This window comes from Spartinivicinus ruber, from assembly GCF_011009015.1.
GTDB classification, from domain to species: Bacteria; Pseudomonadota; Gammaproteobacteria; order Pseudomonadales; family Zooshikellaceae; genus Spartinivicinus; species Spartinivicinus ruber.
On sequence record NZ_CP048878.1, the window covers coordinates 3,490,905 to 3,504,301 of the forward strand.

Sequence of the window (13,397 nt, forward strand, 5' to 3'; positions counted from 1 at the left end):
ATTAGAGCATCTCTAAAAATAGACAGCTACTGATTTATTCAGGTTAATCTTTTTTGTCATCAGACTCATCTCCACCGGATAAGTCAAAGTCTTCATCGAGTAAGTCTTCAGGGTCTTCTGGGGGGATATCATCTTCATCCAACTGATCCTTGGTTTTAGGCTGTTCCTCTTCAGTAGATTCAGGCGCTGCAGGTGGGGGTTCTTTTTCTGCGATTGATGAGTCAGAGGCCGTTAAATCTTCAAGATCGTCAGCAGGCAGCTCAATCTCCATATCATCTTCCTCCACAAGGTCTTCTTCTAGTTCTTCAGGAACTTCCTCTACCTCTGCTGGCTTTTCATCTACTGTTTCAGTTGATGGCTCTTCTTTCTTTTCCGTTTCCTCTGTTCCTGCTTCTTCCTCTTCAAATTTTTCATCACTGCCTTTTATCAGCTTTTTATAGACAAAAAACAACCCGCCTAACACCAGGATATTGCCTAAAGCAATACCTACATATGTAATCCAGCCCAACTCATCTTCTGTTGTTTCCTCTGTTTCCTCAGGCTCTACTTCTGGTTGTTCTTCTATGACAGGTGGTTCTTCCTCCTTGGTTTCACCTTCAACAGTTTCATCTTCTGACTCTCCCACCTGTTCAGTTGTATCTGTTTCAGGCTCAGGTGTAACACCTGCTTCTAGAGTCGCTGATTGGGTTTCCGGGTAATTTAATACAATAGGTGCGGTTTCTATTTTTAGGGTCTTCCCATCTTTTGCCTGGGCATCAATATTAAAAAATACTTTATGTTGACCTTGCTGCAAACGCTCAATAGCAAAGCGCCAACTACGACCATCTTTATAAAGGGGAACCGGGCGAAGCTGTTTGGTGCCATCTGGATATCGCACTTGTGCAACCACTTTGGAAGACTTACGGTCAATCGACTGACTACGGGGTTTCACTACAATTAAATACTTATCTTGTCCTTCTTCAGCAAACAACTCACTTTCAATCTGAAATGGTTGACGAACTGAAACCAACTTGGCATAACGTCGATTGAAAGTATTTGCATCAACAACCAGCTCTATTCGATAATCACCTATATCTGAAAAGGGTTTAAGCTGGTCGGTAAAGTGGCCGTCGTTAAGCGAACTCTCATCTTTTATTTGCTGTTCGCTGATAAGCTTAGCTGACTGATAAACCTGCCAACTGCCTTGAATAATGTTCAAAAAATCCTGTTTTAGGATGATTTTTCCTTGTTCCTCAAACCAAAAATCAAGCTCCACTTCTTGCCCTAAGAACAAATTACTGGGTATATCTTTTACCTTTAATTTCAAGTCACTGACGATGGTAACCCGATTATCAGGATCAGGTTCTGCTTGTAATAACCACTCTCCTTCATAAGGCTTTTGTACAGTCACTAAATCATATTGATCTGTGCTGTGCCACTTAATATCATCTGTCGTATTGGCTTTGGAATAGGTTGACTGATCAGGCGACAGTAGTTGGGTAACTGCTTCTGGCCGTGGTTTAAACACTAATAGGGTAAATTCTTCAACGCTAGAATCAACCAGAAACTTATTATCTTGTAGGGGAACTTGCTCACTGGGTGCAGTCTGTTCTAATGCCTTTAAAAATAATTTGGTTAGTTCTTCAGCATTATTAGCTTCTGAAGATAATCCGCCTGTTTCAATGGCTAAGGTGTCCATCAATGCCCGATCAGAATTGCTGGATAAAGCAATGGTATGAATGGTATAACCTGCGTCACTGAGCACAGGAATTTGCTCAGTTAAAATTCGCTCGCGTTCTGTCTGGTTTTTATCTGAGTCTTTTGAAATATCCACCATCCCATCGGTTAATAGGATAATATGCCGGGATTGCTTGGCTTGTGCATTACGATCAAATGCCCCGGCATTCAGTGCTTCACCAATATTGGTAAATAAACCAGTTGAATTAATTTTTTCGACTTGCGGCTTTGCTTGTTGCCGCCACTGACTATCTACCTCAGCATAGGGAACCAGCGACTTGATATGCTGGCCAAATATCCACACTCCTGCTTTACTGCCTTTTGGTAATAGCTCAACCATTAATTCAATTGCTGGTACTCGTAAGTTTTGTGGATCATTGATTTTCATGCTACCAGAAATATCCACTAACATTCGTACATCAGCTGCGGAAACTTGGCTATTCGATGACTGGTCAGATTCTTCAGCAAATACGATAAAAGAGCACAACATCAAAAAAACCAGGCTAAACTTCCCGCCAGCCTGTTTCATCGTATTAATAATTGGCTTAATAGCCACTACTGGACGTCGATAAAATATGCTTGCCAGGCTCATATACCCAGCCTTATAAGTCATTGCCAGCTCCTTGCAATAGTGACTAATGACCAGCCCCTGTGGCAGAACTGCTGTGTCTGTGTATATAACAGATCAGCACAGGAAAATATCTGGTATCATCATTAAGTTATAGCAGCTTTATTGCAAATGGCACTATTCATAAGGTCTAGCCCGAGTCATACCTCAATGATTCGGACTAGCTTCTGCGCAGGGCATAAGTGGTAAGATAAAGGTATTACCATAAAGTAATGCCTTTTTTAAATGGTTGGGGTAATTCGCTCTTTGGCTGGCTGGGGTACTTTTCTTGTCCGCTTTTTCTGCTGTGGCTTTTGATTGCGAGCCGAAGATTGTGACTTTGCTTGCTCATCAGGTTTACCCTTAGCACGCTTCGGCTTAGGGGATGGCAATACTATGAAAAGTGCCAATAACAAGACAAACATTAGTAACTCTGCCACAGCCACCACATGTCCAGCTCGGTAGGCCGCCTCAGCACCTTTGGTTAAAGCATCATACAAGGTGATCAGCCCAGCAGGGGCTAAATATTCATGATTGCTATCAACATACCAAGGGGTAAATAAGGCAACTGCCACAAAACCCCGCAACAGACCTTTCAAAAACCGGCTCAATGACCTTGTCATCCGCACCCAGACTAAAAAGCAACCGAAGGCGCTAGCTAAATAAATCATCCAACCGTAAAAGTAATGATTTGGATCCATACCGACAATAATATACAACTTAGTTTAGAAAAATTTTACTCATCATAATCAAAGAGCATCGTCAGGTCATTATAAACAAGTTAAATAATATTTTAGGGGATTAGTTTGGATTACTGTCGCTTTGTATTGTTACAGACTACTTCCGGACACTGGTTAAACTGATCTTTGACAGTGAGAGCCTGAATTTCTTGCTGAGTAGCCAGTAACTGCTGATTATCCGGTTGAACTGCCAGTCCACATGCTAGAGCTTGTTGTGCAGCCTGCACACAACCACCTGTTGCCAGTGCATAACCCAGATTATTCCAGCCCACGATATGATGAGGATGATTCGCCACCAACTCCATTAATGCATCCACTGATTGTTGCCACTGTTGCTTCGCATAATAGGCATTGCCCAGTCCCAGTAACGCAATAGGATGATGCTGCCAGGTTTTTAATGCAGTTTGATAGGCCATAATCGCTACCTGGCGCTGGTTCACTTGCTCCAAAGCCTGTGCAGCTTTGAGATAGGACAACGGATTAGCTGTTGCAGGCAAGCGATCAGGGGGCAATGGCACCAACCCCCAATACTGGGCCCTCTCCCAAGTTTTACCAAAGAGTGCCAAGGGCATTTTATAACGTTTGTGTTGCTCTGATCTCAGCACCACTTGCTTAGTTGACCACTCAAAGCCTACCACAACTGCATAATGCCATTGTGGATACCAGCTGTAGCCTAAATTCAGCATCACCAATACCGGATGCCCAGCGGTAATTTCAGCCATCAACTGTTGTAGAGAGCCTTTCATTTCATAGGCCAATAGACCTCGCTGACGTGTAGCCGCCACCAGCTCAACTTGAAAACTACCCTGCTTGGCCGGTGTGTAGACTTCATCCACCAGATCATCAGGTTCTATAGGCACCTGCCAATAACTCAATACAGTCGCTAGTGCAGCAGGACCACAGTGATATTCTGTTTGAGGAAAAAAAGGTACCTGCTCCAGCTCAACTTGATAGAAACTATCCGCTGGAAGTGCATCCATTTGCTTAATAAAAGCATTACTAGTACAGCCAGTTATCCCCAACAAAATAAAAATGCCCAGCACATGCCGGGCATTTTGAAAGGGTAGTAATAGTTGTAAAAAGTTTGTCACTACAATCTTTTATGGGTTACTTAGCTTAATTAATACAGCGTACAAAGGTAAATATATCCGTCGCACAGAGCATATCAGTAACAATAAAGACAACCAGAAATAGTACGATCACCCCAGCAACCCCACTACCAGCAGGCAACTCAGTTAACTTTTCATTAAATTGAGCCAGTTCTTCCGGTGTCATTGCATCAATCCTGGATTTTACCTGTTCTTCAGGCACCCCCAGGGCTTGCAGCTTGTCTTTAACCTCCTGCTCTTCCAGCATACTTAGCAGGGTTTCTTTATCAACTTGATGCTGCTCTTCAGCAATCACTTGATCTGTACCGACCATACCCGCCCGCACTACTGAAGCCTGGATTGAAAGTAGTGCTATACAACAAGTTAACATAAGCGCCACAAGACGACGCCCACCGATTGTCAGTGCCATTATTTTGTCCTACTTAAGAAATTTAGTTCAGTTCAAGTCTAGAAGTAATACTTCTGTAGGGTCAAACAGGCTTTTTTAATCCGTGCGTGCTTTCATTACTGAAGTGAGGATTGGTATACAACAACTTGTTTACAAATCAATATCTTTTATTATTGAATAAATGTTTATTATTTAATCTGTTTTATTTATTCGATTAATCAATCTACAAAAACATGACATAAGATAGAGTATGCTACTTATGTCATAATTAACTTATTTAGTTATTTTTTGTAGCCGAAAATATTCAACTGATAGCAATAATATATTCAGGCCAATCATCTTCACTAACCTGATGCTCTGCGACCATTTGCCCTTGTAATGAAACACCTGCATGATGTACCGAATCTGGATCGCCACTCACCAATGGATGCCAGTCGGGCAAAGACTCTCCTTCTGCTAACAACCGATAAGCACAACTGGGAGGCAACCAATCGTATACTTCCGGCTGGCTTGCTCGGATATCCAGGCAACCAGGCACTAACTGTCGTCTTTGCTGATAATCCTTGCAACGACAACTTTGCTGGTCCAGCCAGCGGCAACTGATTTGAGTATAATAAATTGCCCCGTCTTCCTCATCTTCGAGTTTATGTAAACAACATAAACCACATCCATCACATAGTGACTCCCATTCTTCCTGGCTCATTGCCGACAACGGCTTAGCTTGCCAAAAAGGTAATAGCTTTGTAGCCATTACACAGGGTCTCCTTTGGATAAAAACTCTTCCGGTAATTCAATAAGGTAATCCTCTTTAGCGGGTGGCATTTGTAGAAAAAAGCCTTTGCTATCAATTTCCTTCATCACCTGAACAGCATTGGCCCTCGCCAGTTTTTTTTCTGGTGTCAGTAACATATCCATCACATGTTTAGGTTTACCAAATAACTGTAATAGCGCATCGGGCACTTCAGACAATTGAGCCTGTTTCGCCACATACAGATACATTTCATTTTTGTTAGGGCTTTTATAAATAGAAACTAACTGCTTATTCATAACCGTACTACATTGTTGCTCTTGGGCCAGTTGGGTTAACTCTGTCAATAAAGGCTCCCCCAACAATTCACGACGCCAGGTTTGTAAATTTTCTGGCCAATTAAATTGGCCATCCGCTAAACCGCTTCTAATCAGTGCATCTAGTTGTTTTTTTCGAATCACCAACTCAGGGGGTAAAGAAAGTGTTTCAGCTACCTTCGCTGCGTGTTTTTTTACCTTAGAAATAAGTGGTTTGCTCGATTTTGGTAAAGGCTTGGGTAACCGCTCAGGCCAGTTATTGGCCGATTCAGTTAATGCTTTGGCAATAATTCCACAAATCGCACGCCCTTCACGAGCCACTTGCTCTTTCCGAATCCCTCGTACCTTATCCAGTTGTATCAATTTGCGGGGTTTAATCCTGGCCAGCCACCATAATTGATCATCAGAAAATAAACGATGGCGCGGAATATCCCGCTTCCTCACTTCTTTTTCTCGCCAAGCTGCCAGCTTACGTAAAATCACTAGTTCACTGCGACGCAGCTTCCAAGCCAATTTAACCTGCTGATAAACCTGATCCAGTGGTGTCGGGTTAGCTGCTTGCTCAACCAGTTGTTGACACTCTTGGTGTAACCAATCGAGCCGTTCCAAATCTTTCAGTCGGTTAACTAATGGCTGGTACAACTGCAACAAGTAATGTACATCTAATGCCGCATAGTTTATTTGCGTTGCTGATAACGGCCGCTGTAACCAGTCCGATCGAGTTTCATCTTTAGCAAGCTTAACCCCCAGTAGCTCAGTCACGAGGCGTTGATAGCCTATCGATGCCCCTAACCCAATAAAAGCTGCTGCCAGTTGCGTATCAATCAGTGGTGCAGGTAATGCACCTGTTAATTGTTGAAAAATCTCCAGGTCTTCACTGCAAGCATGTAACATTTTGACCACTTGTGGTGCTCTGAAAACAGCTGCCAAAGGGGTAAAGTCTGTTACCAGTAAAGGGTCAATAAAAAATACTTGCTTAGGTGTAGCCAGCTGAATCAGGCCTGGTTTTGCATAAAAGGTCTGACAACGATAAAACTCTGTATCCAATGCCAATTGGGGCTCTGCCAGCCAGTCAGTGGCATACTGAGCTAATGCTTGATTAGTGGTTATCCACTGTGGCCGCAAGTCTTCAACCATTGACCATCCATGGCTTGCGCCCAGCCAGCGCATGGGCCAGCGTACCACCATCAACATATTCCAACTCACCACCAAGCGGAATACCATGAGCAATTCTTGATAGACGGATAGGCAGCCCCTGAAGTTGATCAGCAATATAGTGAGCCGTGGTCTCACCTTCAACAGTAGGGTTGGTGGCTAAAATGAGTTCTTCAATCTGCTCTTGTTTTACGCGCTCAATCAGCTGATTCAAACCAAGCTGCTCCGGGCCAATTCCCTCAAGTGGCGACAAGTGCCCCATTAGCACAAAATACATACCATTAAAGCCACCGGCTTGCTCAATAGCTAATACATCAGCCGGTGTTTCAACCACACAAATGGTTTCCAACTGCCGACGGCTACTACTACAAATTGGGCACAATGAGGTTTCGCATAAAGTTCGGCATCGCTGGCAGTTACCAACATGATTGGCTGCCTGCTGTAAACTATGGGCAAGCTGCAACGCACCTTGCCGGTCCCGTTCCAACAAGTGCAAAGCCATCCGCTGTGCTGACTTTGGACCCACCCCAGGCAAACAACGAAAGGCTGTTATTAATTCAGAAATTAAAGGGCTAAAAGACATAGAATGCTGTATTGGTCTACTAACATATGGATGGAGGCGCAGCTGAAACCAATGCGCCTCTACCCATCAGCGACTTAAAAAGGAAATTTAAAACCTTCAGGTAAATTCATACCACCTGTTAGGCCGGCCATTTTTTCTTGATTGTTTTTTTCAACTTTACGAACGGCATCATTAACCGCAGCGGCGATTAAATCTTCAAGCATTTCTTTATCTTCTTGTAGCAAGCTAGGATCAATGTTCACTCGCTTAACATCATGGCGGCCTGTCATCACAATACTCACTAAGCCAGCACCAGATTCACCTGTCACCTCAGCGTTGGCCAGTTCTTCTTGCACTTTTTGCATTTGCTCTTGCATCTGCTGGGCTTGTTTCATGAGGTTGCCCATACCACCTTTAAACATATAAAAACCTCGTTTTGCTTTGACTAAAGACCAGTAATACTCAAAAATCGACTGGCATTACTGAGTTTTCGACGATTGTAGCAGAAAAGTGCTGCATTAATGCCTGCACATTGGGGTCAGCAATAATACTTTGTTCTGCTGCTGCTTGTCGCTCCTGTTGTTTTCGGGCTCGGTAAGCCGCTGGGGTTTCAGCCTTCGTTGCAGCAACCTGATCCAGCGACACTTGAATTTCTGTTGCAAAGTAATGGGATAAAGCCTGACTGACCCGCTGCAGCTGGCTATCATTTAGTAGCGTGGTATGCTCTTTCGCGATGCGAAAATACCAGCGCCCAGCCGTAATTTCGACTAGCTCCATTTGCTGGGCAATCGCATTAGCCGCACCACTGATTGACAGCTGGGAATATAATTGTGGCCAGTCTGCTGGCTTTACCATTGCCAGGGTAAACGCTGGCTTGACCTCTTCTTTAAGCATAGCCTGCGTTGCAGCAGGTTTAACCTCTTTTATCGCTTCACCAGACTTCACTTTACCATCAACAGGAGGTTGAGCAACAGCAGCCTCTCTGTTAACTGCTGGTTCACTTACCACCCTTTTCGCTGGTGCCTGCCTGGCCTTCACAGCAACCGCTGTTGGGTTGTAATCTACAGCAGGTTGTTCTGTCACTGGTGATGAAGGCTGCTGATAGACACTTGAGACTGCATAATCTTCATAGTCAGGTGTCATCACTTCTGCATATTGTTGATAGGCCGCTAATTCAGCAGCATTGACATCTGCACTCTGCCCTTTATCAATAGAGTCTTGTCCTGCTGGCTGTGAAGTTATGGGTTCTTTAGATAGCTGTTGCAGCTGAGCATTCTCAACCAATTGTTTTGGTTGGGATGAAGCTGAATCACCCTTGTTTTCTTCAGTGCTATTAGTAGGGGGAGGATCACTTTTATTTACAGCACTATTGCCTGGCAAACTCGAATGGCTGTCGGCATTACTGGTGTTGTCTGCTGTGCTAGAGCCCTCAGATCCTGGTAAAGGTTGACTAGGTGGAATGACCGGGCCTTGCTGTGGACGAAAAGCCAGCATCCGTAACAACACCATTTCAAACCCTGAGCGTGGATCCGGTGCAATAGCTAAGTCTTGCCTGCCTTGCAAGCCAATCTGATAAAACAGTTGCACATCTTCAGCCGTCATGCTCGTGGCCAAAGCCAATACTTGCTGCTGATCACCCTCGCTATTATCAACTACATCCGGCACCATTTGGGCCAGTGCAATGCGGTGAAAGACAGAGAGCATATCTGCCAGTACACTGGTGTAATCCGGTGCAAATTCTGCCAAATGGGCAACGGCACCTAATACTGATCCAGGCTGTTGGCTGGCTAAAGCTTCTACCACCCGATAAACCTGCCTCTGATCAATGGTACCCAGCATGGCCGCCACTTTATCCTCAGTCACTTGACCATTGCCAAAAGCAATTGCTTGATCTGTCAGACTTAACGCATCCCGCATACTGCCATCAGCCGCTCGGCCAATTTGCCAAAGAGCGGTTTGCTCAAACCCCACCTTTTCAGCCTCAAGTACCTGGATTAAATACTCAACAATACGCTCCGGTGACATATTTTTCAGGCCAAACTGTAAACACCGGGACAAAATGGTGATAGGTAATTTTTGCGGATCAGTTGTGGCCAACAGAAACTTCACATGAGGAGGCGGTTCTTCAAGGGTTTTTAGCAGCGCATTAAAACTGTGGGCTGACAACATATGTACCTCGTCAATCAGGTACACTTTAAATCGACCACGGGTCGGTGCATACTGAACGTTATCCAACAGTTCGCGGGTATCCTCTACCTTGGTTCGAGACGCCGCGTCTACCTCGAGCAAATCAACAAAACGGCCCTGATCGATTTCCTGGCAAGCTGAACATTGCCCACAGGGCTCTGAGCTAATACCTGTTTCGCAGTTTAAACACTTGGCTAAAATACGTGCAATAGTAGTTTTTCCTACCCCACGCGTGCCAGTAAACAAATAGGCATGGTGTAAGCGACCATGATCCAAGGCATTAATTAATGCCTGCAACACATGGTTTTGCCCAACCATTGCTTTAAATGTTTTTGGCCGCCATTTTCTGGCCAATACCTGATAGCTCATTTAGCTGCCTGAAATCGCTGTTTGATTGGATGTTGCCTACTTTCTATGACTGACTACAACTTATTACTATTGCAGCAGCGTGCTTTTGTAAGACAGTTACTAAAAACGACTCAGTATATCAAACTTTGTGTTTACTCCTAAGTATTTAGAGAATGTCACAAAAGTGCTAGAGAGTAAGGGGCAAGTTAGACTAACGTTTACTTGAGTAAACTGTGAGTTACTGTTTTAATAAGCTCACAATATTGGCTACTGGCGCTATTTTTATACACCAAGTTTGACTATATTGATTGAGCGAATGTCATTATTGATAAAGAGTCATTTAGCGATTGCTTAGACAGTGATTAAGAAAATATATGCGACAACATCACTGTAAACTAATGAGTTAACCTAAGTTTTTAGTAAACATAAGCTTTTAGTTAATATGAACTCTTAGTTAACAGTAGTAGCCATCAAGACATAAGCGGTATTAAATTGCTCGTAACAGAAAAATTAAGACGTTAATTTATTATTTAACCAATACGGTATACATCAAGAATAGGACTGACGTCCTTGCCAACCTGCTAACCTAAGCAAGGTGGATTCCGGTGACGGAGATGTGGCCAAGCCTAGACTGCAACATTATGATGCATCCAGGCCGGGCAACTAAATAGGCTCTCTCAAACCATACGTCAGTTCTCTGTTTAAGTAGCAGGAGAACACGATGATCAACCAACACCTTTTTCAACTCACTAATATTAACGCCTTTGCCCCATTACCCAAGGCGGCAGATATTACATCTCCTCAAGAGCTCGCTGACTTTGCAGGTCATATTGAACATCAACACTATCAATGCCTGCTCTATTATTGGGCAAGCCAACTATGGGTTAAACAGTCTAAACATCATAGTAAGCCTCTTTGGGTGGTGTATGTTGAATACCGGGATCATACACGTAGCTGTTGCTATCAGCCGTTTTACTTTACTAGCCTACCGTTAGCACGCCAGTTTATCCTTCAATCAATCGCTCACTGCCAGTTACCAAGCATATCGCCAAAGGCCACTCGAGAAGCTCCCATCAAACGCGCACATTAGTGTCGTCCTATACAAGTAAGGATTCTAGCTGGTCGGAACTATGCTGGTTTATTGCTCCCTGCTAATTCCTGCTATCAGCTTGGCAAGGTATTTTACCAGTCCGTTCAGCTAACCAGATTCCAAAATAAGGTCTATGCTTAACATTAAATTCAACGCGGTTAATTCCAATTTGAGTTGATCAATTGATGACTCAATCGCATCAACGGACTGCAAACAAATAAATACAACAACAGTGGATAAAGATGTTTCTTCTCCATAGGAGCATCACCAGAGTGTTGTTATAAAACCAGGGAGGACAACTTCATGTTAACGCACACGGTAGTCGCGGGTGATACCTTAGGGCGCATTGCTAAGCAATATTATGGTGATGCGATGCGCTACCCTGAAATTGCCAAAGCCAACCACTTAGAAGACATTAATCGTCTAGAAATAGGTCAGCAGCTGGTTATACCAGGCATAGACAAAGCACAACCAGCAGCTAAACAACAAACAACCATCAGCGAGCCTGAAGGTGAAACCGCTGATAGTCTCATCAGCTTGTCACAACTAGAACAAATCCTTCCCAAAACCAAAACAGAAACATTGTCACATTACTGTTCAGCAGTTAATCGATGTCTTCATAAATACGAAATTAATACACCACTGAGAATTGCGCATTTTATTGCCCAAGTTGCCCATGAAAGTGGTGGTTTTCGGTATGTCAGTGAAAATCTCAACTACAGCAAAGAAGCCTTGCTGCAAGTATTTGGTAAATATTTTCCAAATGAGAACCTAGCTGACCAATACGCCCGCAATCCGGAAAAAATAGCCAACCGAGTGTATGCCAACCGCATGGGTAATGGCAGTGAAAGTAGTGGCGATGGCTGGCAGTACCGTGGCCGAGGCTTTATTCAGTTAACAGGAAAGTCTAATTATCAAGCCTATAAAAAAGACAGTGGTATTGATGTGGTAAGCACGCCGGATGAAGTTGCCCAAAATCCGACAGTTGTAGTCGATGCCGCCGGCTGGTATTGGAATAAAAACAACTTAAATCGTTATGCTGACCAAGACGATATTCGAACCATTACCCGCCGCATCAATGGTGGTTTGAATGGTTTGGATGACCGCCAACATTATCTTACCCAAGCAAAACAAGCATTGAATTATTAATATATACTTACCATTAAGCTTTCTCATCTCTTCAATCTCATGCAGCAACTTGTAGCTGCATGGGAATACATGAACCAAATTCTGCTTGCCTAACCCATCAAATCTACTTAGGATAACCATTCTCTTCTCTACTTATCCTAAATCTAGCCATAAATTAGTTAAAACCAAGCACAATATAAGCCCAACCACGATTAAAGCTTAGAGGCTATTGAGGATAAGTAGCATTTCTGTTTGTTTTTTTATTCACCATAGGGTCGCAAGGCACTACGGCTTGTAGTTCAGCATGTCGAAACGATTTTCGTCGCTTCTGGCATCTTCAGTAAATGAGGTTGTATTTGTGACTGCCATTGATAACCAGCGGACAGGTATTATTTCAGCCATTACCGCTTTCTTCATTTGGGGAACAGCCCCTTTGTATTTTAAGTGGGTAGCGGATGTTCCTGCTCCGGAAGTGTTAGTCCACCGCATTATTTGGTCAGTAGTTTTACTGCTACCATTACTCTGTTTCACCCGACAGCTACGTAGCACCTTCAAGTTGCTCAAAAATAGGCGACTATTTAGTGGTTTATTGCTTTCTTCTGCTTTGGCTGCTTTAAACTGGCTGACATTTATTTGGGCCATTGCCAATGAAAAAGTGTTGGAAACCAGTTTAGGCTACTTTATTAATCCTTTAACCACACTGTTACTAGGCTATTTATTTTTGGCCGAACGCCTGTCTAAACGGCAATATTTTGCTGTTTGTTTAGCTATCGCAGGTGTCGCCATAGAGCTGCTAAGCCTGGGCAAACTGCCTCTTGTAGCGTTAATACTTTCCTCCAGTTTTAGTGTTTATACTCTGGTTCGCAAAAAGCTACAGGTACCCGCTATGCCAGGGCTTTTTATTGAAACATTACTGATGCTACCTATTGCAGCCAGTTATTTTCTGTACCTGACGTATACCGATACTAATTATTTTCACTGGCAACAGTTTGAACATTATAAATTAGTGCTGGCAGGTGCTGTTACCACCATTCCATTATTATTTTTTGCTGTTGCAGCAACACGACTCCCTTTATCCACCATTGGTTTTATTCAATACATTAGTCCAACCATGACATTTTTAATGGCTATCTGGTTATTCAATGAACCCTTTAGCCTGCCAAGACTGATTTGTTTTTGCTTTATTTGGTTAGGTCTGATTATTTATAGCTTGGATATAAAGTGGCATCATTCACCTGCAAAGTATACAGAAAAGGCATAACCTTTAGCTAAATGCGCCATGAGGCAGTCGGTTGGCAACTA

The 13,397-nt window shown here is 43.4% G+C and carries 12 protein-coding genes and 1 riboswitch; of the genes, 3 read left to right on the top strand and 9 right to left on the bottom strand.

The window, feature by feature from the left end:
- Positions 1–43: 43 nt before the first annotated feature.
- The 9 genes from G4Y78_RS16035 to dnaX form a co-directional block, all read right to left on the bottom strand.
- Entirely contained in the window at positions 44–2,329 is a 2,286-nt protein-coding gene (locus G4Y78_RS16035; RefSeq protein ID WP_163833983.1) for a VWA domain-containing protein, read from the bottom strand.
- A 236-nt stretch (positions 2,330–2,565) separates the two neighbouring features.
- Positions 2,566–2,946 (bottom strand): hypothetical protein, encoded by a 381-nt coding sequence (locus tag G4Y78_RS16040; protein WP_163833984.1) that lies wholly within the window; start codon positions 2,944–2,946, stop codon positions 2,566–2,568.
- A 188-nt stretch (positions 2,947–3,134) separates the two neighbouring features.
- Positions 3,135–4,154: a PA2778 family cysteine peptidase gene (locus G4Y78_RS16045; RefSeq protein ID WP_163833985.1), complete on the bottom strand. Its 1,020-nt coding sequence runs from the start codon at positions 4,152–4,154 to the stop codon at positions 3,135–3,137.
- A gap of 25 nt (positions 4,155–4,179) precedes the next feature.
- Positions 4,180–4,581, bottom strand: coding sequence for a PA2779 family protein (locus G4Y78_RS16050; RefSeq protein WP_163833986.1), 402 nt, complete (start codon positions 4,579–4,581; stop codon positions 4,180–4,182).
- A gap of 283 nt (positions 4,582–4,864) precedes the next feature.
- Positions 4,865–5,311, bottom strand: a complete 447-nt coding sequence (locus G4Y78_RS16055; RefSeq protein WP_163833987.1) for a YcgN family cysteine cluster protein — start codon at positions 5,309–5,311, stop codon at positions 4,865–4,867.
- Positions 5,311–6,849 (bottom strand): ribonuclease D, encoded by a 1,539-nt coding sequence (gene rnd / locus G4Y78_RS16060; protein WP_163833988.1) that lies wholly within the window; start codon positions 6,847–6,849, stop codon positions 5,311–5,313. The genes G4Y78_RS16055 and rnd overlap by 1 nt, the downstream gene beginning before the upstream one ends.
- Positions 6,755–7,363 carry a recombination mediator RecR gene (recR, locus tag G4Y78_RS16065; protein WP_163833989.1) on the bottom strand — a complete coding sequence of 203 codons (609 nt, stop codon included), beginning with the start codon at positions 7,361–7,363 and terminating at the stop codon, positions 6,755–6,757. The genes rnd and recR overlap by 95 nt, the downstream gene beginning before the upstream one ends.
- 74 nt (positions 7,364–7,437) lie before the next feature.
- Complete coding sequence (locus tag G4Y78_RS16070) at positions 7,438–7,764, bottom strand: YbaB/EbfC family nucleoid-associated protein (RefSeq protein WP_163833990.1); 327 nt, start codon at positions 7,762–7,764, stop codon at positions 7,438–7,440.
- A 40-nt stretch (positions 7,765–7,804) separates the two neighbouring features.
- Positions 7,805–9,898 (bottom strand): DNA polymerase III subunit gamma/tau, encoded by a 2,094-nt coding sequence (dnaX, locus tag G4Y78_RS16075; protein ID WP_163833991.1) that lies wholly within the window; start codon positions 9,896–9,898, stop codon positions 7,805–7,807.
- 520 nt (positions 9,899–10,418) lie between these two features.
- A riboswitch (SAM-I-IV-variant riboswitch) is annotated at positions 10,419–10,528 on the top strand.
- A gap of 70 nt (positions 10,529–10,598) precedes the next feature.
- On the opposite strand from dnaX, the gene G4Y78_RS16080 reads away from it, so the two are divergent.
- The 3 genes from G4Y78_RS16080 to rarD all read left to right on the top strand — a co-directional run bounded on the left by G4Y78_RS16080 (position 10,599) and on the right by rarD (position 13,356).
- Positions 10,599–10,967 carry a hypothetical protein gene (locus tag G4Y78_RS16080; protein WP_163833992.1) on the top strand — a complete coding sequence of 123 codons (369 nt, stop codon included), beginning with the start codon at positions 10,599–10,601 and terminating at the stop codon, positions 10,965–10,967.
- A 303-nt stretch (positions 10,968–11,270) separates the two neighbouring features.
- On the top strand, positions 11,271–12,116 hold the full coding sequence (locus tag G4Y78_RS16085; protein ID WP_222937508.1) for a LysM peptidoglycan-binding domain-containing protein: 846 nt from the start codon (positions 11,271–11,273) through the stop codon (positions 12,114–12,116).
- A 283-nt stretch (positions 12,117–12,399) separates the two neighbouring features.
- Positions 12,400–13,356: an EamA family transporter RarD gene (gene rarD / locus G4Y78_RS16090; protein WP_163833993.1), complete on the top strand. Its 957-nt coding sequence runs from the start codon at positions 12,400–12,402 to the stop codon at positions 13,354–13,356.
- The last annotated feature ends 41 nt before the right edge of the window (positions 13,357–13,397 follow it).

Excerpts from the sequence above, each read along its gene's own strand:
- G4Y78_RS16050 (WP_163833986.1), bottom strand. The coding sequence starts at position 4,581 with ATGGCACTGACAATCGGTGGGCGTCGTCTTGTGGCGCTTATGTTAACT.
- G4Y78_RS16085 (WP_222937508.1), top strand. The coding sequence starts at position 11,271 with ATGTTAACGCACACGGTAGTCGCGGGTGATACCTTAGGGCGCATTGCT.
- G4Y78_RS16040 (WP_163833984.1), bottom strand. The coding sequence starts at position 2,946 with ATGACAAGGTCATTGAGCCGGTTTTTGAAAGGTCTGTTGCGGGGTTTT.
- G4Y78_RS16035 (WP_163833983.1), bottom strand. The coding sequence starts at position 2,329 with ATGACTTATAAGGCTGGGTATATGAGCCTGGCAAGCATATTTTATCGA.
- rnd (WP_163833988.1), bottom strand. The coding sequence starts at position 6,849 with ATGGTATTCCGCTTGGTGGTGAGTTGGAATATGTTGATGGTGGTACGC.
- recR (WP_163833989.1), bottom strand. The coding sequence starts at position 7,363 with ATGTCTTTTAGCCCTTTAATTTCTGAATTAATAACAGCCTTTCGTTGT.
- G4Y78_RS16070 (WP_163833990.1), bottom strand. The coding sequence starts at position 7,764 with ATGTTTAAAGGTGGTATGGGCAACCTCATGAAACAAGCCCAGCAGATG.
- G4Y78_RS16055 (WP_163833987.1), bottom strand. The coding sequence starts at position 5,311 with ATGGCTACAAAGCTATTACCTTTTTGGCAAGCTAAGCCGTTGTCGGCA.
- G4Y78_RS16080 (WP_163833992.1), top strand. The coding sequence starts at position 10,599 with ATGATCAACCAACACCTTTTTCAACTCACTAATATTAACGCCTTTGCC.
- dnaX (WP_163833991.1), bottom strand. The coding sequence starts at position 9,898 with ATGAGCTATCAGGTATTGGCCAGAAAATGGCGGCCAAAAACATTTAAA.
- rarD (WP_163833993.1), top strand. The coding sequence starts at position 12,400 with ATGTCGAAACGATTTTCGTCGCTTCTGGCATCTTCAGTAAATGAGGTT.